Below are 17,738 nucleotides of genomic sequence, written 5' to 3' on the forward strand. Positions count from 1 at the left end.
CGTCGACCACGACGATCCACAGCGAAGTAGACCTAAATGCGCACCATGCCCTTCACACGGCCCACATTGATCGCCGCGGTCGAGCTCCTCGAAGGGCATAGCCAAGGTCGCTTCAACCAGATGGTGCTGCGACTTGGGTTGGAAGACGACATCCCATCCAGCACGGGCTTGAGCGTCACCAAGAAGTGCGACCTCCTCGGCAGGATCGTTGTTCAAAGGCCGGCAGCGGTTCTTGAAACGACCGAGGGGAGCATGACGCTTGCCGAGGCCGTTGTGCGGGAGGCCCTGCAGCTCGCGCATAGCGAACCCACGCTCCCCATCCAGACCGCGTTCGCACGCGGGCTCGCACGCGACGGCTATGTTTTGTCATGGGACGACTACGGGCGGAATCCTACGCTACGCGCCGCTTTGCCCGACGAACTGAACCTGCCCGTTACCGACGATGAAGTTCATCAACTCCTCAAAGGCTTCCGGTTCGAAACTCCGCTGGGTCACCTGGGTCAAGCAATCGAGGCGCACACTCGTGGCGACTGGGCCGCTGCAAACAGTCAGCTTCGAACCTTCATGGAAAGTCTATTCGACGACATCGCTCGCAACGTTCGCCCCGCGGAGGCCGCCCAGCGTCCAACGGTGGAGAACCGCCGGGCCCTGCTCGCCGAGATCGGTTTTCTGGCTATCGACCGAAACGAGTGGACCCAGGACGGCAAGAACTACATCAACGGCGTGTTCAAGATGCTCCACACAGAGGGCTCGCATCCCGGGCTCTCCGACGAAGATCACAGCACGTTTCGGCTGCACTTGGTCCTCATCACGGCACGGACGTTCCTGCGCCGGCTCCAATTCGGACGGTGAGCTGCACATGCCAGTGAATCTTTCAGAGTTTGACGATCGGTTCCTGGCATCGTTTGTCCTGGGCTCGCCAGACTACGACGCGCAACTCTACGCCATCCGCGGTTTGCTGCGCCTGCATGGCCAAGCCGACGAGGCGCTGTCGAACGAGATCAAGGCAATCGAAGCCTTCGCCAAGCAGGCCTCCGGCAGCGCGAACGAACGCGCTGTCGATGATTGGGTCGATCATCTGCACCAGTCGGTGTTCCAGGATGCCGCGCACAGCATGGCGGCGGTCGGCATGCTGGCGCCATTCGTAGAGTCGCTATTCAAGCAAGCGTTCCCCGGCATCCGCGATCTTTTGGACCGCAATGGCCGAGCCCCCGCCGCCCATGCGCGATGGACGATGCCAAAAGACAAGCAGTGGGATTGCCGCCGCGCATCCCCGAATCGGCCGCACCTGGTCGACGGTATTGTAGAATTGGCGAAAGCGACCGGACTCGCCGCTGATCTGCCAGCCGATCTTCACAAGACGCTGGCCGCGCTCTTCGGCTACCGCAACAAGATGTTCCACCTGGGCTTTGAGTGGCCCGATACCGAGCGGAACGCCTTCGAGCGTAGAATTGCAGCGGATGGCTGGCCGCAGGACTGGTTCGCTCAGGCAACCAGCGACGGCAAACCGTGGGTCTTCTATCTTAGCGACACATTCGTGCAGCACTGCCTGACGATGCTCGACCAGATTTTTGCCGGCCTCGGATCGTTCGTTCGACGAAACGATTAAACGCGAGCGGATTGAGGTGGATAGTGCCAGCCGGCCGGCGGGCTTGTTGCAGCGGACTGGGCACGCCACATTTAACCGGCGCAGTCCCAACCCGAACTTGACCTATCGCCATGATCGCCCCGCTGACCACGTCCGAACGCGCCTTCGAAGCCTGGTGCCGCGCACAGGGCGTCATCTATCGGCGCGTCCGCGAAGCGCGCACCCCAGGCCATAAGCGCCCCGACTATGCCCTCCACCTTCAGCCGTACTGGTGCTTCGTCGAGATCAAGGAACTCGACGAAACGCCCGAGGATTCTGCGCCGCTGAGCGAGATTCGGGACGGCGGCGCCGGCTTTCGCTGGGTCGACCCAGGCGCCAGGCTGCGGCGGCCGATCAAGGCCGCGTCCGCCCAGTTGCAGAAGGCGTCTAAGCGGGGCTTCCCGACCGTCGTCTGCTTCTTCGACAAGACGATCGGTTTTCACCTGGAGCGGGTTCACGTCCTCCAAGCCATGTTCGCCGCGAGACTCTGCATTTCGAGATCTCAGCTGACCCCGCGCACGAGCCACGCTTCCTGGGGACGCGCTACGGAAGGAAAGCGGCCTTGACCCGCCAGGACAACACCTCGATCAGCGCGGTCGCGGTGATGCGCCAGCCCTCGGGCTCCGCGTTGGTGATCGACCTTTATCATAATCCGCACGCTCGTGTGCCGATCCCGCCCATGCTGGCCGCGCCGCTGGTGCGTAAGCAATATCGGGAGGGTCTTGACGATCCCGATCGCGAGGAACCCACCGTCCTCGACCTGATGCAAACCTCTGAATGGCAGGAATGGCTCGACGACCCTGAAGGCAAATGTGACCGCGAGATCGAGGCGTGCCTACGCGAGTTCCGAGCCGGACATCCCGCGTGACCGCGGTAGGGAGGCATCTCGAAGAACCCGTCGCCAACGGGGCGTCCCTCAGCCAGCCGTCGCGGGCCGAGGCGATCCTGTTGATGCGCGGCGGCCTCGCCGAGGCGATGCGGAATATCGCCGCCAACTACGTCATGCCAATCTGTTGGATCACCGCGCATGATCGCAAACCTTTGATTCTCGACAATGGGTCCGCCTTTCTCCTCGATTGCGGCGCCGGTCCGTTTCTGGTCACGGCCAACCATGTCTATCAGGGCTTCCTTGCGGCGAAGAACGAGCATCCCGACGCTGTCTGTATGGTCGGCGATGTCCGCTTCGACTTGGCGGACCGCCACATCGCCTCTGATTCCGCCTACGACGTTGCGACGTTCCGCGTCGCCCATGACGAAATCGGCAAGCTTGCCAACTACGCCAACGGTAAGATCATCCTGATGGGCAGTCAGGCATCGTGGCCGCCCGCGCCGCCGGCGATCGACCACGGCGTCTTCTTCGTAGGCTTTCCCGGTGATGGCCGGGAAATGCGCCCTTACCGGGGCAACTCGCTCGTCGAGATCGACTGGGTCGGTTACACCGCTCTCGCCGTGGCGAGCGGGGTCAGCGCCACCGACATCACGCTTGTGTTCGACCATGAGCATGACTTCGACGTCGGGCTGCGCCCCCGCATCCCCAGCGACTGGGCGCTTGGCGGCTGCAGCGGCGCGCCGTTGCTGACCTTTGTCGAGCAGCGTGGGATCTTTAGTTGGCGGCTCGGTGGGATCATCTACGAGTCCAGCAGCCTCATTCTCAAAGCCTCCCGCGCCGATTGCCTGAACCCCGACGGCACGCTCAACCGATATCCCGACCCCATGGCATATCGCGGGCGATAATCGTCGGGTCGCCCACATCGCCGCGCAGGAACAGAAGCATGTTGACAGTCACGCTCTCGGCCACCCCCAAAGGCAATGGCTATCAAGCCACCGTCACGTTTCCTGACGGCGTATCGATCAGCTCGGCGGAGACCTATCCGTCGATCGCGGAGGCCATAACCGCTGCCGCATTGAAGCTGCTCGACATGCCCCATCGTCTTCAAGCGCTCGACCGCGTGGACACGCCGGTCGCATCGTAAGGGGTGAAGCCTCGCGAAGCAGGACTGTGGTGTGGAGGCAATGCGAACTCGCTGGCGTTCTAGGCGGCGCGGCGCCATCGATCGACGCATATCGCGGGGCTGTCGATGAAAGGCGGGATTGCGCCGATACGAGAATACGGAAGTCTGGAGGGGAAGGTCTTCCCCTGCGGCCGAGCCTGTCGTCTCGGCCGACCCCTTCTGCGGGGAGGTCCCCGCAACGCCCCCTTAGAATAGAGTGAGAGTGCGGACGGGGTTTCCGTGACGGGTTGAGGGCTGGGAGAGAGGCTCCCGGCGCCCGTCGCGGAGATCCGCGATGTCCAGACACGCCGCGTGCGCCCGTTCCGGTTCCGGCCGGACGAGCCTCTACGATGAAATCACCGCCAAGATCATCGGCGAGTTGGAGGCCGGCCGCGTGCCGTGGGTCCAGCCCTGGGGAACGGCGGCGGCGAAGGCGCCGCTCGCCATGCCGAAGAACGCCGCCACCGGCCGGCAATACTCCGGCATCAATGTGCTGATCCTCTGGGGCTCGGTGATCGAGCACGGTTTCCCGGTCCAAGGCTGGCTCACCTTCCGCCAAGCATTGTCGCTCGGCGGAGCTGTCCGCAAGGGCGAGCACGGCACAACCGTCGTCTACGCCGACCGCTTCATTCCCGATGATGAAAAGAAGCGCGCGCAGGAGACCGGCGAGGAAGCGCAAGCGATCCCATTCCTGAAGCGCTTCACCGTCTTCAATCTGGCGCAGTGTGAAGGTCTGCCCGAAAGCCTCGTCGTCGCTGCGCCGCCGCTGGAGCCTGGCCTGATCGAGCCGACAGTCGAGGCGCTGATCAAGGCGACGGGCATCGATTTCCGCATCGGCGGCAGCCAGGCCTTCTACGTCCCGGCGCACGACTATGTGCAGGTCCCACCGCCACAAGCCTATTTCGAGCCGATCAACTGGCACCGCACCGCGCTACATGAGCTCGGTCACGCCAGCGGCGCACCGCACCGGCTGAACCGCGATCTCTCCGGCTCCTTCGGTTCGAAGAAATATGCGTTCGAGGAGCTGGTGGCGGAAATGAACGCCGCGTTCTGCTGCGCCTCGCTCGGCATTGTGCCGACCGTACGCCACGCAGACTACATCGGCTCCTGGCTCGAGGTGCTGCGCGACGACAGCCGCGCCATCGTTCGCGCGGCGTCACAGGCGAGCAAAGCCGCTGATTTCATCCTCGGTTTCCTTCATGGAAATGACGTGCCGGCGCCCACCGAAAACGCACAGGAGGCAGCGTGATGCGCGTCCGTTGCGGTGTGAGCCGGCCGTCACGCAAAGCCGTATTTGTGCGGATGCGCATCTCCGGATCTGCGGCGGCCCAGAGGAAGAGGGCTGCGCCGGTCTTCGTGACGGGTTGGAAGCCGAGAGAGAGTCTTTCGGCGCCCGTCGCGGAGTCTATCCCGATGGCACCTGCTGTTCAGAAGATCACCCTGTCGTCCTCGCACGACGTTCCCCTCAACAAGCTTATCCTCTCCCAGTCGAACGTCCGGCGCGTGAAGGCCGGTGTGTCGATCGAGGAGCTGGCCGCGGACATCGCCCGCCGCGGCTGTCTACTCCAGAGCCTCAATGTCCGGCCGGTGCTGGACGCCAACGGCACCGAGACCGGCATGTTCGAGGTGCCCGCCGGCGGCCGGCGCTTCAAGGCCCTCCAGCTCCTCGTCAAGCAGAAGCGCCTCGCCAAGACCGCGCCGGTGCCCTGCGTGGTCCGTGATCCCTCGACCGAAATTCTCGCAGAAGACGATTCACTCGCCGAGAACGTCCAGCGCGCGCCACTGCACCCGCTCGATCAGTTCCGCGCCTTCCAAACGCTGCGCGAGAATGGCCTGTCCGACGAAGACATCGCCGCCGCGTATTTCGTCGGCGTGAATGTCGTCAAGCAGCGCCTGCGCCTCGCCGCTGTGTCTGAGAAGCTGCTCGACATCTATGCCGAGGACGGCATGTCGCTCGAGCAGCTCATGGCGTTCACGGTGACGACCGACCACGCGCGCCAGGAGCAAGCCTGGGAAGCGCTTCAACGCTCCTATAGCCAGGAGCCATATCAGATCCGCCGCATGTTGACGGAGAAGACCGTTCGCGCATCCGACAAGCGCGTGCAGTTCGTCGGCGTCTATGCTTACGAAGCCACCGGTGGCGTCGTGATGCGCGATCTCTTCCAGCAAGACGATGGCGGCTGGCTCGAGAATGTCGCTCTGCTCGACAGCCTGGTCGCCGAGAAGCTGAAGGCCGAGGCGGAGAAGATCGCTGCCGAGGGCTGGAAGTGGATCGAGGTCGCGGTCGATTTTCCCTACGGCCACGACCAAGGCTTGCGTGAGCTCGACGGCGTGCCGGCCGATCTCACCGAGGAGGAGCGCGCGACGCGTGAGGTGCTGCGCAACGAGTTTGATCAGCTCGAGGGGCAATATCAGGATGCCGACGAACTGCCCGATGAGGTCGGCCAGCGGCTCGGCGAGATCGAGACCGCGCTCGAGGCCTTCGAGGCCCGACCGCGCATCTTCGATCCGGCCGACATCGCCCGCGCCGGCGTGTTCGTCAGCATCGGCCACAACGGCCAGCTCCTGGTCGATCGCGGCTATGTCCGTCCCGAAGACGAGGCGCCTGCCGTCGAGTCCGATCAGGAGGGCGATCGCGAGGCCGCTTCCGTCGACCAGTCCGGGACCGACACCGGCACGCCGGCGATTCAGCGCGCCGTCATCACCATCGGCGGCCAAGCCGAGCCGGAGGAGGACGAAGACGATGCCGTCAAGCCCTTGCCCGACCGGCTCATGAGCGAACTGACCGCCCATCGCACGCTGGCCCTGCGGGACGCCGTGGCGAACAATCCGCACGTCGCGATGACGGCGCTGTTGCACAAGCTCTGCCTCGACGCCTTCCAGCACGCCGCGGCGGGCAACTGCCTCGAAGCGACGGTGCGGCAGGTGTTCTTCTCGATCCAGCCCGCCGACCTGAAGGACAGCCCGTCCGCCAAGGCGGTCGCGGAACGGCATGAAGCCTGGAAGGCGGACATGCCGAAGGACGAGGCCGCGCTCTGGGATTGGCTCGCCGCGCTGGACGACGCCAGCCGGGCCGCGTTGCTGGCGCATTGCGTCTCCTTCGCCGTCAACGCCCTCTATGAGAAGGGTGATCGCTATGGCGGCCCGGGCGTGTCCGTCCATGGCGTCCAACGCCGTCTCGCCCAGGCCGACCGGCTCGCGCGCGCGGTCGGGCTCGACATGGTGGAAGCCGGCTGGCGGCCGACGGTCGACAACTATCTCGGCCGCGTCACCAAGCCCCGCATCCTTGAAGCAGTGCGCGAGGCGAAGGGCGAGCAGTCGGCGCAGCTCATCGACCATTTGAAGAAGGCGGATATGGCGAAGGAGGCCGAACGGCTGCTCGACGGCACTGGCTGGCTGCCCGAGCCGCTTCGAACCTCTGATGCGGCGGACGCCGACACACCGGAGGCCGATGCCGGCGGCGACGAGGAAGCGCTGCCCGCCTTTCTCGCCGACGAAGAAGACAGCACGGGTGAGGACGAGACCGACGAACCGGCCGTGATCGCCGCCGAGTGACGACCAAGAGCGGGGCGGCGTGAGCCGTCCCGCTCATCCCTTCATCCACCCCACTTCGCCCGGCCGTCGCGCCGGGCGATTTCGTTTCAGGAGATCACCATGACGCAAGCTTCCGACATCCCCACGGCTGACAGCGGCGCCCCGTCCGATTGGGAGACCAAGCGCGCCGCCCAAGATCGGCTGCATGCCGAACTGCAACCGCTCAACAAGGCCGCGCTGTTCGACGCGCTCGCAGCCGCTGGCGTTACGCTCGTCGTTATCAGTTTCGACGGCTATGGCGACAGCGGCCAAATCGAAAACGTCGAGGTGAAGGCCGGCGAGACTGTCGTCACCATGCCCGAAGGCGCGATCGAGACCGCCGAGGCCGTGTGGGACCGGCCGGAGCCCAACCGCACGACCATCAGCATCGCCGACCTCATCGAACGCCTCGTCTATGACCTTCTCACCGACACGCATTGCGGCTGGGAAAACAACGACGGCGCCTATGGCGATTTCACCTTCGATCTCGTCGAGCGGACGATCACGCTCGCCTACAACGAGCGCTACACCGCCTCCGATTATTCGCAGCACGTCTTCTGAGGAGGCGGCGATGGGACATTGTTATCATCACGCGCTCTCTTCGGTGAAGAAGTGGGGCGGCGTCGCGGAGGACTACCTGCCGCTGCATCAATGGTTCGACGAATCGAAAGCGATCACCGCCGACTTTCGCCACCGGGCCTTGCGCCACCACGCCGAAGGCATCTTCATGCTGGAACGCTTCTTCGGCGCAACCATCACCATCTCGACCGGGCGCGTTGTTCCGGTGCGGCTGATCGGCGAACAGCATGTGGTGGAGGATCTCGGCTTCATCCCGAGCTTCGCCGACTGGGTTCGCTGCATCCGGCCCGAGCCGTGGATGGGGCGCGCGCAACCGATCCACAAGCAGGTCGATCCCTTCGTGGCCGCGACAGCGGGAGGCGCCTGATCATGTACGGCACCTATCTGCGCCTCGCCATTACCGTCCATGACGGCTGGCGCGCCGTCATCCGCGCCGCCGCCAGCAAGCTTACACGCGAGGCCCGCCGCGATCCGGGGCATCGCGACGCGCGCCATCGCTTCTACCGGCAGATGCTGGCGCATCACCGCGAAGCACAGCGCCTCGTCAGCACTTGGCGTCTCTGACGCCGTTCGCTCGCCCGTCCCGTCCATCCCGAAGCCCGGCCATCGCGCCGGGCTTTCGCATTTTAGGAGGTCACCATGCCGTTCTTCACCATCGAAGCTACCTACCGCATTCCTGTCTATCGGCAGCGCGCCTATGAGGCTGACACGCTCGCGCAGGCCTGCCGCCTCGCTATAGAGGACGACGACTGGTCCGATCAAAAGGAGGATTTCGAATCCTCCAGCGAAACCTACGTCACCGCCGCCTGGCCGGGGCGCGACAACGCCTATCGCGTGACCGCGCTTCCCGTCCCGTCGCAGTTCGGCGAGACCGTGCAACGCAAGGCCGATCATTTCGAGACCTTGCTCGGCATCCTGAAGGTCCTCGCGCACGCGTCCGATGGCGCAGCGTCAAATCCGCCGTTCTGGCGCCAGCGTGCGGACGCGGCGATCGCGAAGGCCGAGGCCATCCTCGCCGGCGCCCGCGATCCCGACTGATCGGTCCGCGCGTCCGTCGCGTCACCACGCTTCCACCCCCCGCCCGGCCCTCGCGCCGGGCCTTTTCATTTCAGGAGACCCGCCATGGCCGACTACTTCGAACAGACCGTTGTTCAGCAGATCATTCCGAACGCCGACATGACGCCGCTGGAGCGGCTGCTCTTGTCGCTCATCTTCGAATGCGAGCGCGACGGCGACGGATGCTACTTCTTCGCCGAACAGAGCCCGTCCACCATGATCTTCGTGACGCGCGCGGAGCTGGAGGCCGTGCTCGCATCGTCGCCGGACGTCGCGAGCGCGGCGCATCTCCACGTCACCGAGCAGCTCGCGTGCGTCGATGCGGATGCGCTGGAGATCGATCTGGATCTCAGCGGCACATCCTGGGAGTTCTTCTTCCAGGACATCGTGAAGCGCTCGAAGACGCTGGCCTATGTCAGCGTCGTCGCCGCGTTCACCTGCAGCAAGATGCGGCCGGACGGATTCGGCGGCATGGCCGTCCTCATCACGCGGGACGCCATCGTCGGCAAATCGACCAGCGACCTGCTGGAGGATTTTCTCGCCGAAGCCGGGCTTGGCGGCGGCGAGGCGCCGGAAACGGAGACCCCGGATTCCGCGATAGTCCCGCCCGCGTCAGCGTGAGAGGCCGGCCGGGACACGGGTGAGCCCGGATGTCGAAAGAGAGCGCGCCACCGAGCTTGCCCATCGTCCGCTCTCGGAGTCCCGCACATGAGCGAATACATCGTCAAGATTGGCTTCTGGCTGCGCGCCTATGACGGCTTCACGGTCGAGGCCGATTCCGATGCCCAAGCGATCGAGAAGGCCAAGGCGGCCGCGACAGCGGCGATGGAGTCTGGCGCCTATCCCGAGTACATCGACATCGAGGAGCGGCGTGAAGGCGTGATCGCCTTCATCGATCACATCGCGTCGGACGGTCGCCACGCCGTCGCCGAGGACGTCGAATTCGACGACGACCGCCTCCACGACAGCCCGACCGGCTGATCCTCCCAACACCGCAATTCCAGAGAGCCCGGCCTTCGCGCCGGGCTTCGTCGTTTCAGGAGGCCGTCATGGCTGACTTCTTCACTCACTTTTCATGCGTGCTCGATGTCGGCACGCCCGACAACGCCACACGCGCACTCGATCTCTACCAGGTCTTCATGGAGGAAGCGGCGCGGGAGGACGTACCGCCCGACGGCTTCCTCCTCTCCATCCAGCCCGAGCACGGCGGCACCGTGCTGTGGATTCGCGATGAGGTCACCGGCGATCCGCAGCAGGTGATCCTGTTCGTGCTCCACTGCGCCAAGGCATTCGGGCTCACCGGCCGCTGGGGCTTCCAATGGGCCAACACCTGCTCGCGGCCGCGCGTCAATGCCTTCGGTGGCGGCGCCCATGTGCTCGATCTCGCGACCCGCGAAACGATCGCCTGGATCGATACCAATGGCTGGCTGGCGCGCACGCTCACCCCAAGTCGCGGAAAGCGAGGTGCGCGATGAGCATTCCCGATCACGCGCGCGCCAACTTCCAGACGCTGCTCCGGGCTGCCGCCGATGGCAATCTCGCGCTCATGGAATGCACGGATGCCGCCACCGGCGATACCCGCTTCGTCATCTGCGCGGTCGGGCGCGATGGCACGGATTTCATGTTCACGCCCTTCGGCCATCTCCCCGACGGCAATCCCTACGACGCCTATGTGCCGCCGCATCCAACCCTGCGGGACGATCCAGCCTCCTGACCTCTCGCGTCGTGACCTGTCTGGACGCGGCGGCCCGTCGGTCAACGGGCAAGCCGTTTCCGCATCCTTCGCGATGCGTGACCGCCGGGCCTGAGCCGCATCCGGCCGCCAGTCCGTCGCAACAGGATCAGGAGGCGATCGGCAATGTGCAGGGTTCTCAACAAGCATCATGCGGGCGTGCCGACGAACGCCGTTTATATCGGGCGTGGCTCGAAATGGGGCAACCCGTTCCGGATCGGCCCCGACGGCGACCGCGCCGCCGTCATCGCGAAGTACGAGCGCTGGCTCGCCGATCAGCACCATCTCCTGCGCGCGCTCGACGAGTTGCGCGGGCGCGGTCTCGTTTGCTTCTGCGCGCCGCGGGCATGCCACGGCGATTTGTTGCTGCGGCTCGCGAACGCGACACGCGAAGCGCGGATCGCGTGGTGGCGCGCCGTGAAGGCGGCGACCTGACAAGAGGGAGAGTGTGGCCGGAACGGGTTTGAGCCGATGCGGTCCAGAGAGAGCGCCGACCGGCTCGCCCGTGTCCCGCTCTCCCGAGGTCTCTTCCCATGTCTCATCCTTCCGTCGCGACGGCCGCGCCAGCCGTCGCTCCGATCCCGTGCGCCCGCACGGATGCTCCTGCGCCGCGGCTCGCCGAAGCCGCGCGTCTTCTTCTCCCCCATCTCGAGCAAGGCCGCCGCGTCGATGCCACCATCCTGCGCACGGCGATGGAGGCGGCCTTCGGCGCCTCCGACACGGCGGGCGCCTGGGACTGGAAGGCGGGGTATGACGCCTGCGAGGCGGCGACTGTTCTGTTGCTGCGCAAATACGGCAAGCCGCTATTCCGCAAAGCCGGCTCGCGCGCCGCGTCGCTTCCGCAATTCGCGAAGCTCACAAGCCTCTTGCCCTCCCACACGCGGCGGTCCGAGGAGAGCCAGGCGCTCCAGCAGTTCTCGACGCCGATTCCGCTCGGCCTCGCCGCGCTCTGCGCCGCGGTCATCGCGCCCGGCGACCGCGTGCTGGAGCCCTCCGCCGGCACCGGACTCCTTGCGATCCTCGGGGAGATCGCGGGCGGCGCACTCGTTCTGAACGAGCTGGCGGAGACGCGCGCCGATCTGCTCGCGCATCTCTTTCCCAGCCTCACGGTGACGCGCTTCGACGCGGCGCAGATCGACGATCACCTGGACCGCGCCATCACGCCGACCGTCGTGCTGATGAACCCGCCGTTCTCGGTTATGGCGAATGTCAGCGGCCGGATGGCCGACGCCGCCTACCGCCACGTCGCCTCGGCGCTGGCGCGCCTCGCCGATGGCGGGCGGCTGGTGGCGATCACCGGTGCCAACTTCGGCCCCGAGACGCCGGCATGGCGCGACGCCTTCGCCCGCCTGCAGGAGCGCGGCACTGTCGTCTTCACCGCGACCATCGACGGCGCCGTGTATGCCAAGTACGGGACGACGATCGAGACGCGCCTCACCGTCATCGACAAAGTGCCCGCGTCTGACGCCGGGATGTTTCCAACATCCGCCGGCACCGCCCCCGACGTGGCGACGCTGCTCGCCTGGATCGCCGAGCGCGTTCCGCCGCGTCGGTCTGTCGCCGCAACGCTTACCGCGCCGACCGGGGACAGTCTTGCAACGCCGCGGACCGTTCGTGGCTATCTCACGCGCGCCGCCTCCCGGCAGCCGGCTCCGGCGATCGCCGAGCCCGAAGGCGTCGAGCTCGCCTACGAGACGATCGAGTGGACGCCGCCCGAGGGCGCCCGACTGACGGATGCGCTTTATGAAGAATACGGATTGCAGTCGATCCGTATTCCCGGGTCTCAGGATCATCCCACCAAGCTCGTCCAATCAGCGGCGATGGCGTCGGTCGCGCCACCCAGGCCTTCCTACCGGCCGCGTCTTCCAGCGAACCTTGTCACAGATGGGTTGCTGTCGGACGCCCAACTCGAAAGCGCTATCTACGCCGGAGAGGCGCATGCCGATTTCCTCGCCGGCTCATGGACCGTGGACGAGACCTTCGATCTCGTCGCCGCCGCGCGGGACGACGCCGAGAATCACGTTCGCTTTCGTCGGGGGTGGTTTCTCGGCGACGGCACCGGCGCCGGCAAGGGCCGCCAGGTCGCTGGCATCCTGCTCGACAATTGGCTGAAGGGCCGCCGCCGCGCCGTTTGGATCAGCAAGTCCGACAAGCTGATTGAGGATGCGCAGCGCGACTGGTCGGCGCTCGGCATGGAGCGGCTGCTGGTCACGCCGCTCTCCCGCTTTCGTCAGGGCACGCCGATCCGGCTGGCGGAAGGCGTCCTATTTACGACCTACGCCACGCTGCGCACCGATGAGCGCGGCGAGAAGCTTTCGCGCGTTCGGCAGATCGTCGAATGGTTGGGCTCCGACTTCGACGGAGTGATCATTTTCGACGAGAGCCACGCCATGCAGAACGCGGTCGGCGGCAAGGGCGAACGCGGCGACCAGGCCGCCTCGCAGCAGGGCCGCGCGGGGCTGCGGCTGCAACACGCCCTGCCGAACGCCCGCGTTGTCTACGTTTCCGCGACCGGCGCGACCACGGTCCATAACCTCGCCTATGCCCAGCGTCTCGGCCTGTGGGGCGGCGAGGACTTCCCCTTCGCGACCCGCGCGGAGTTCGTCGAGGCGATCGAGGATGGCGGCGTAGCGGCGATGGAGGTGCTGGCGCGCGACCTCAAGGCGCTCGGCCTCTATGCCGCCCGCTCGCTCTCCTACGAGGGCGTCGAATACGAGTTGGTCGAGCATCAGCTCACCCCCGAGCAGATCCGCATCTACGACGCCTATGCCGGCGCGTTCTCGATCATTCACAACAATCTCGACGCGGCGATGCGGGCCGCCAACATCACCGGCGAGACGGGCACGCTGAATGCGCAGGCCAAGTCCTCCGCCCGGTCCGCCTTCGAATCCGCCAAGCAGCGCTTCTTCGGCCATCTGCTGACGAGCATGAAAACGCCCTCGCTGATCCGCTCGATCGAGCGCGATCTCGAACTGGGCCACGCCGCCGTCATCCAGATCGTCTCGACTGGCGAAGCGCTGATGGAGCGCCGGCTCGCGGAGATTCCGACCGAGGACTGGAATGACGTGCAAGTCGACATCACCCCGCGCGAGTACGTCCTCGACTATCTCGCTCATTCCTTCCCGGTGCAGCTCTACGAGCCCTTCACCGATAGCGAGGGCAATCTCTCCTCCCGGCCGGTCTATCGAGACGGCCAGCCCGTCGAGAGCCGCGAGGCCCTCGCCCGCCGCGATCGCTTGATCGAGAAACTCGCCTCGCTTCCGCCCGTGCCCGGTGCGCTCGACCAGATCGTCCAGCGCTTCGGCACCGACCTGGTGGCCGAAGTGACCGGACGCTCGCGTCGCGTCGTCCGCAAGGGCGATCGGCTGATGGTCGAGAACCGTGCCGGCTCCGCCAACCTCGCCGAGACCGCCGCCTTCATGGATGACGCCAAGCGCATCCTCGTCTTCAGTGACGCTGGCGGCACCGGACGTTCGTATCACGCCGAGCTGTCGGCGCGGAATCGCAGGTTGCGCGTCCACTACCTGCTGGAACCCGGATGGAAGGCCGACGCCGCCATCCAGGGCCTCGGCCGCACGAACCGGACCAACCAGGCGCAGCCGCCGCTGTTCCGGCCGATCGCGACCAACGTGAAGGCCGAGAAGCGCTTTCTCTCGACCATCGCCCGCCGCCTCGACACGCTGGGCGCGATCACGCGCGGTCAGCGCCAGACCGGCGGCCAGGGCCTGTTCAGGCCCGAAGACAATCTCGAAAGCCACTACGGCCGCGACGCGCTGCGTCAGCTCTACATGCTGCTTGTACGCGGCAAGGTCGAAGGCTGTTCCCTTCGGACCTTCGAGGACTCGACCGGGTTGAAGCTCATGGATGCCAACGGCATCAAGGATGAGCTTCCACCGATCACGACTTTTCTCAATCGCCTGCTGGCGCTCACTATCGACCTGCAGAACGTGCTGTTCACCGCGTTTGAGCAATTGCTCACCGCCCGCATTGAAGGCGCCATCGCGTCTGGCACCTATGATGTCGGCCTGGAAACGCTGCGCGCGGAGAGCTTCGTCGTCACGGACCGCAGCGCCATCTACACCCATCCGGCTACCGGCGCTGAGACACGGCTGCTCACCATCACCGAACGCCGCCGCAATCAGCCCGTGACGCTGGGCGAGGCGTTCGATCGTCTCTCCGATCCGCGCTCCGTCCTGCTCATCAACGAGCGCTCGGGCCGTGCCACCGTCCAGGTCCCAGCGCCGAGCCTCATGCTCGACGACGGCGAGATCGAGCGCCGCGTCCGGCTGATCCGGCCGATGGAGCATCACAGCCTTCCGCTGAAGGTGATGGCGGAAAGCCACTGGGCGGAAGCTGACCGCGCGCACTTTGCCGCGGCCTGGCAAGCCGAGCTCAGCGAAGTGCCCGAGTTCACCGACAGCACCATCCATGTGGTGGCGGGCTTGCTCCTTCCGATCTGGAAACGGCTGCCGAATGAGTCGACGCGCGTCTATCGGCTTCAGACCGACGCCGGTGAGTGCATCATCGGCCGCAAAGTCTCGCCCGCCTGGGTCGCCACTACGCTCGCAACCGACGCGCCCACGCTGACGCCCGACGCCGCCTTCACCGCCCTGATGGACGGACGTACGATTCTCGACCTCGCCGAAGGTCTCCAGCTTCGGCGCGTCCGCGTCATGGGTGCAAACCGCCTCGAGCTGTTGGGCTTCACCGACACGATGCGCGACCGGCTCAAGGCTTACGGCCTTTTCCACGAGATCATCTCCTGGAAGCTGCGCATGTTCGTGCCCACGGATGCGAGCGGCATCGACGTCCTCGCGAAAGTGCTCGATCGCTATCCGGTCGAGCGCATCGGCGAGCGTGAGGCCGCGTGATGCCGCGCGACGCCTCCGAACTGGCTTACCGTCTCGCGGGTGAGGCCGAGGCGGTGTGCCGCCATTATCTGTCCAATGGACGCCGTGAGGGCCGGTACTGGCTGGTGGGCGATGTCCGCAACGCGCCGGGACGATCCATGTTCGTCCGGCTGAAGGAGTCAGCGAAAGGACCGGCCGGCAAATGGACGGACGCCGCGACGGGTGAGCATGGCGATCTTCTCGACGTCATTCGCGAGAGCTGCGGTCTCATCGACTTCCACGACGTGGCCGACGAAGCCCGCCGCTTCTTGAGCCTGCCGCGCATTGAACCGGAGCCTCCGTCGAAGCCTTCACGACTTCTCGCACAGACCGGCTCGCCGGAAGCGGCACGGCGGCTCTTCGCCATGTCGCAGCCGGTGATACGTACACTCGTGGAGACGTATCTCCGCAATCGCGGCATTACGCCTTTGCACGAAGACGGCGCGCTGCGCTTTCATCCGCGCTGCTACTACCGGCCCGACGACCAATCGCCAACCGAGACCTGGCCCGCGATGATCGCGCGCGTGACCGATCTCGATGGACGCATCACCGGCGCGCACCGCACCTGGCTCGACCCCGACGGTTTCGATCCCATCCGTCTCGGCAAAGCGCCGATCGACACGCCGCGACGCGCGATGGGCGACCTCCTCGGCAACGCCGTGCGCTTCGGCGTGGCGAACGACGTGCTCGCGGCTGGCGAAGGCATCGAGACCATGCTGTCCCTGCGCTCAGTGCTGCCAACCCTGCCGATGGCCGCCGCGCTCTCAGCCAACCATCTCGCCGCTCTGTTGCTTCCACCGACACTGCACCGGCTCTACATCGCCCGCGACAATGATGCGGCCGGCGACGGGGCGACGATCGCTCTGACCGAACGGGCCCAATCGGCCGGTGTCGAGGCGATCACCTGGACGCCGAGGCACGGCGACTTCAACGAGGATCTGCGCGCCTTCGGCCGCGACGCGCTTCGAGCAGCCTTGCGGGTGGAACTCGTCCCGCACGACGTCGCTCGCTTTATGCTCCTGGCGACAGCCGAGACGGGATGAAAAGCGGCGGTTCGAGCGCCGCCATAGCCGGTCTGGCGAGGCCCACGAGCCGGACAGAGTCCGCGCCCTGGCCTTCTAGAGGGCGATCGGACGCCAGCCGGTCCGGCCCGGCAATGGCTGCGCCCGGCTATTTTCCGCCGGCCCTGCGGGCCTTTGCACCGCGAAGCAAAATAGCCGGTCTTCGCCATCCTCCGCTGACGCTGCGGCCCTGCGCTGCGCTCCGGGTTCTGGGCCGCACCGCCCGCCGTCTGGTGATCGCCACGAAGGCCGCGATCGGCGCGGCCGATCCGGCAAAGGACCTCACCATGACGACCGACCACGACGACACCGATTTCGAACCGCCGCACAGCTCATCCGCGACCGATCACGTTCTCAACGAGCTTCAGCTCTATGGCTACCGTCCCTTCCAGGACGAACCCGATCCGAGGCCGCTCCCCGAAGGCAATGCCGTGGCCGGCGCCGTCGCCGACATCTTCGACGCTCTCGTCTCGACCTTGGGCGACACTCGCCTCGAACCGGACCTCGAGGACTTGCTCTGGTCGACCGCCAATCTCTTCCACCGTGCCGTCGAACGCATCGAACGCGAGCTCGACGACAACGAGCAAGCGCAGCGGCGCAGCCAGCGCGAGCAGAATGGCTCGGAAGTGCGGTCCGTCGAGCTCGAACGGCTGACGGCCGAGGGCATTACGGTCACCGAGCGCCGCAATAGCATGGAACTCTTCCGCGACCAGGCCGCCGAACGCTTCGAGGTCCACACCGGATCATCCTGGCGTCCCCGCTCGGGATCGCTAGTCAATCATCGCACGCTTACCGCCGCGATGATCGATAGTCGGGACTTCCTCGCCGCCAAGCGCCGCGCCGAAACCGAGGTGATGCTGCCGCCCGGACCGAAGATCTCGCTCACCGGCGGGCTCGACTTCAACGACCATCGCCTGATCTGGGATCGGCTCGACAAGGTGCACGCCAAGCATCCCGACATGGTGCTGCTGCACGGCGGCTCGCCGAAGGGCGCTGAACTCATCGCGGCCAAATGGGCGACCAACCGCAAGGTGCCGCAGATCGCCTTCAAGCCCGACTGGACGAAGCACGCGAAAGCAGCTCCGTTCAAGCGCAACGACGCGATGCTCGCGGTCCTGCCGATCGGCGTCCTCCACTTCCCGGGCACCGGCATCCAGGACAACCTCGCTGACAAGGCGAAGAAGCTCGGCATCCCGGTCTGGAAGCACGGCGAAGGCGGCGCGTGAGCGC

Annotated in this window: 20 protein-coding genes; all 20 read left to right on the forward strand. The window is 65.9% G+C overall.

Translation table 11 applies throughout. From position 1 onward, the window contains the following. Positions 1-36 precede the first annotated feature (36 nt). The 20 genes from AFIDRAFT_RS04850 to AFIDRAFT_RS04945 all read left to right on the forward strand — a co-directional run bounded on the left by AFIDRAFT_RS04850 (position 37) and on the right by AFIDRAFT_RS04945 (position 17,734). Entirely contained in the window at positions 37-852 is an 816-nt protein-coding gene (locus AFIDRAFT_RS04850; protein ID WP_009338084.1) for a hypothetical protein, read from the forward strand. 7 nt (positions 853-859) lie between these two features. Further along, the gene (locus AFIDRAFT_RS04855; protein WP_009338085.1) at positions 860-1,609 is read left to right on the forward strand and encodes a hypothetical protein; all 750 of its coding nucleotides are present in this window, start codon (positions 860-862) and stop codon (positions 1,607-1,609) included. A 110-nt stretch (positions 1,610-1,719) separates the two neighbouring features. Next, positions 1,720-2,193: a hypothetical protein gene (locus AFIDRAFT_RS04860; protein WP_009338086.1), complete on the forward strand. Its 474-nt coding sequence runs from the start codon at positions 1,720-1,722 to the stop codon at positions 2,191-2,193. Next, entirely contained in the window at positions 2,190-2,495 is a 306-nt protein-coding gene (locus AFIDRAFT_RS04865) for a hypothetical protein (RefSeq protein ID WP_009338087.1), read from the forward strand. Before AFIDRAFT_RS04860 ends, AFIDRAFT_RS04865 begins: the two co-directional genes overlap by 4 nt. Before the next feature lie 83 nt (positions 2,496-2,578). Beyond that, positions 2,579-3,361, forward strand: coding sequence for a hypothetical protein (locus AFIDRAFT_RS04870; RefSeq protein WP_156786844.1), 783 nt, complete (start codon positions 2,579-2,581; stop codon positions 3,359-3,361). Between the two features lie 38 nt (positions 3,362-3,399). Further along, the gene (locus AFIDRAFT_RS04875; protein WP_009338089.1) at positions 3,400-3,600 is read left to right on the forward strand and encodes a hypothetical protein; all 201 of its coding nucleotides are present in this window, start codon (positions 3,400-3,402) and stop codon (positions 3,598-3,600) included. A 313-nt stretch (positions 3,601-3,913) separates the two neighbouring features. Next, complete coding sequence (locus AFIDRAFT_RS04880) at positions 3,914-4,867, forward strand: ArdC family protein (protein WP_009338090.1); 954 nt, start codon at positions 3,914-3,916, stop codon at positions 4,865-4,867. Between the two features lie 164 nt (positions 4,868-5,031). Continuing rightward, a complete protein-coding gene (locus AFIDRAFT_RS04885; RefSeq protein ID WP_040297808.1) occupies positions 5,032-7,173 on the forward strand; it encodes a ParB/RepB/Spo0J family partition protein in 2,142 nt (713 codons plus the stop codon). A gap of 99 nt (positions 7,174-7,272) precedes the next feature. Then, positions 7,273-7,752 (forward strand): DUF6878 family protein, encoded by a 480-nt coding sequence (locus AFIDRAFT_RS04890; protein WP_009338092.1) that lies wholly within the window; start codon positions 7,273-7,275, stop codon positions 7,750-7,752. Positions 7,753-7,762: 10 nt separating this feature from the next. After that, the gene (locus tag AFIDRAFT_RS04895; RefSeq protein WP_009338093.1) at positions 7,763-8,137 is read left to right on the forward strand and encodes a DUF6915 family protein; all 375 of its coding nucleotides are present in this window, start codon (positions 7,763-7,765) and stop codon (positions 8,135-8,137) included. 2 nt (positions 8,138-8,139) lie between these two features. Then, positions 8,140-8,334, forward strand: a complete 195-nt coding sequence (locus AFIDRAFT_RS04900; protein ID WP_009338094.1) for a hypothetical protein — start codon at positions 8,140-8,142, stop codon at positions 8,332-8,334. Between the two features lie 75 nt (positions 8,335-8,409). Beyond that, positions 8,410-8,808, forward strand: a complete 399-nt coding sequence (locus AFIDRAFT_RS04905; RefSeq protein WP_009338095.1) for a hypothetical protein — start codon at positions 8,410-8,412, stop codon at positions 8,806-8,808. Between the two features lie 84 nt (positions 8,809-8,892). Beyond that, on the forward strand, positions 8,893-9,447 hold the full coding sequence (locus tag AFIDRAFT_RS04910) for a hypothetical protein (protein WP_009338096.1): 555 nt from the start codon (positions 8,893-8,895) through the stop codon (positions 9,445-9,447). A gap of 87 nt (positions 9,448-9,534) precedes the next feature. Next, positions 9,535-9,807: a hypothetical protein gene (locus AFIDRAFT_RS04915; protein ID WP_009338097.1), complete on the forward strand. Its 273-nt coding sequence runs from the start codon at positions 9,535-9,537 to the stop codon at positions 9,805-9,807. Positions 9,808-9,875: 68 nt separating this feature from the next. Next, positions 9,876-10,301 (forward strand): hypothetical protein, encoded by a 426-nt coding sequence (locus tag AFIDRAFT_RS04920; protein ID WP_009338098.1) that lies wholly within the window; start codon positions 9,876-9,878, stop codon positions 10,299-10,301. Then, entirely contained in the window at positions 10,298-10,540 is a 243-nt protein-coding gene (locus AFIDRAFT_RS04925) for a DUF6117 family protein (protein WP_009338099.1), read from the forward strand. Before AFIDRAFT_RS04920 ends, AFIDRAFT_RS04925 begins: the two co-directional genes overlap by 4 nt. Positions 10,541-10,684: 144 nt before the next feature. Continuing rightward, positions 10,685-10,993, forward strand: a complete 309-nt coding sequence (locus AFIDRAFT_RS04930; RefSeq protein ID WP_009338100.1) for a DUF4326 domain-containing protein — start codon at positions 10,685-10,687, stop codon at positions 10,991-10,993. 98 nt (positions 10,994-11,091) lie between these two features. Next, positions 11,092-15,429, forward strand: coding sequence for a strawberry notch family protein (locus AFIDRAFT_RS04935; protein WP_009338101.1), 4,338 nt, complete (start codon positions 11,092-11,094; stop codon positions 15,427-15,429). Continuing rightward, on the forward strand, positions 15,429-16,490 hold the full coding sequence (locus AFIDRAFT_RS04940; protein WP_009338102.1) for a DUF7146 domain-containing protein: 1,062 nt from the start codon (positions 15,429-15,431) through the stop codon (positions 16,488-16,490). The genes AFIDRAFT_RS04935 and AFIDRAFT_RS04940 overlap by 1 nt, the downstream gene beginning before the upstream one ends. A 305-nt stretch (positions 16,491-16,795) precedes the next feature. Beyond that, positions 16,796-17,734: a DUF2493 domain-containing protein gene (locus AFIDRAFT_RS04945; protein ID WP_040298080.1), complete on the forward strand. Its 939-nt coding sequence runs from the start codon at positions 16,796-16,798 to the stop codon at positions 17,732-17,734. The last annotated feature ends 4 nt before the right edge of the window (positions 17,735-17,738 follow it).

Source organism: Afipia sp. 1NLS2 (assembly GCF_000178995.1).
Classification (GTDB): domain Bacteria; phylum Pseudomonadota; class Alphaproteobacteria; order Rhizobiales; family Xanthobacteraceae; genus Afipia.

What these genes read in the sequence shown, in the direction of transcription:
- AFIDRAFT_RS04925 (WP_009338099.1), top strand. Translation starts at nt 10,298, where the DNA reads ATGAGCATTCCCGATCACGCGCGCGCCAACTTCCAGACGCTGCTCCGG.
- AFIDRAFT_RS04875 (WP_009338089.1), top strand. Translation starts at nt 3,400, where the DNA reads ATGTTGACAGTCACGCTCTCGGCCACCCCCAAAGGCAATGGCTATCAA.
- AFIDRAFT_RS04850 (WP_009338084.1), top strand. Translation starts at nt 37, where the DNA reads ATGCGCACCATGCCCTTCACACGGCCCACATTGATCGCCGCGGTCGAG.
- AFIDRAFT_RS04905 (WP_009338095.1), top strand. Translation starts at nt 8,410, where the DNA reads ATGCCGTTCTTCACCATCGAAGCTACCTACCGCATTCCTGTCTATCGG.
- AFIDRAFT_RS04915 (WP_009338097.1), top strand. Translation starts at nt 9,535, where the DNA reads ATGAGCGAATACATCGTCAAGATTGGCTTCTGGCTGCGCGCCTATGAC.
- AFIDRAFT_RS04920 (WP_009338098.1), top strand. Translation starts at nt 9,876, where the DNA reads ATGGCTGACTTCTTCACTCACTTTTCATGCGTGCTCGATGTCGGCACG.
- AFIDRAFT_RS04890 (WP_009338092.1), top strand. Translation starts at nt 7,273, where the DNA reads ATGACGCAAGCTTCCGACATCCCCACGGCTGACAGCGGCGCCCCGTCC.
- AFIDRAFT_RS04895 (WP_009338093.1), top strand. Translation starts at nt 7,763, where the DNA reads ATGGGACATTGTTATCATCACGCGCTCTCTTCGGTGAAGAAGTGGGGC.
- AFIDRAFT_RS04910 (WP_009338096.1), top strand. Translation starts at nt 8,893, where the DNA reads ATGGCCGACTACTTCGAACAGACCGTTGTTCAGCAGATCATTCCGAAC.
- AFIDRAFT_RS04940 (WP_009338102.1), top strand. Translation starts at nt 15,429, where the DNA reads ATGCCGCGCGACGCCTCCGAACTGGCTTACCGTCTCGCGGGTGAGGCC.
- AFIDRAFT_RS04855 (WP_009338085.1), top strand. Translation starts at nt 860, where the DNA reads ATGCCAGTGAATCTTTCAGAGTTTGACGATCGGTTCCTGGCATCGTTT.
- AFIDRAFT_RS04860 (WP_009338086.1), top strand. Translation starts at nt 1,720, where the DNA reads ATGATCGCCCCGCTGACCACGTCCGAACGCGCCTTCGAAGCCTGGTGC.
- AFIDRAFT_RS04870 (WP_156786844.1), top strand. Translation starts at nt 2,579, where the DNA reads ATGCGCGGCGGCCTCGCCGAGGCGATGCGGAATATCGCCGCCAACTAC.
- AFIDRAFT_RS04900 (WP_009338094.1), top strand. Translation starts at nt 8,140, where the DNA reads ATGTACGGCACCTATCTGCGCCTCGCCATTACCGTCCATGACGGCTGG.
- AFIDRAFT_RS04885 (WP_040297808.1), top strand. Translation starts at nt 5,032, where the DNA reads ATGGCACCTGCTGTTCAGAAGATCACCCTGTCGTCCTCGCACGACGTT.
- AFIDRAFT_RS04930 (WP_009338100.1), top strand. Translation starts at nt 10,685, where the DNA reads ATGTGCAGGGTTCTCAACAAGCATCATGCGGGCGTGCCGACGAACGCC.
- AFIDRAFT_RS04935 (WP_009338101.1), top strand. Translation starts at nt 11,092, where the DNA reads ATGTCTCATCCTTCCGTCGCGACGGCCGCGCCAGCCGTCGCTCCGATC.
- AFIDRAFT_RS04945 (WP_040298080.1), top strand. Translation starts at nt 16,796, where the DNA reads ATGACGACCGACCACGACGACACCGATTTCGAACCGCCGCACAGCTCA.
- AFIDRAFT_RS04880 (WP_009338090.1), top strand. Translation starts at nt 3,914, where the DNA reads ATGTCCAGACACGCCGCGTGCGCCCGTTCCGGTTCCGGCCGGACGAGC.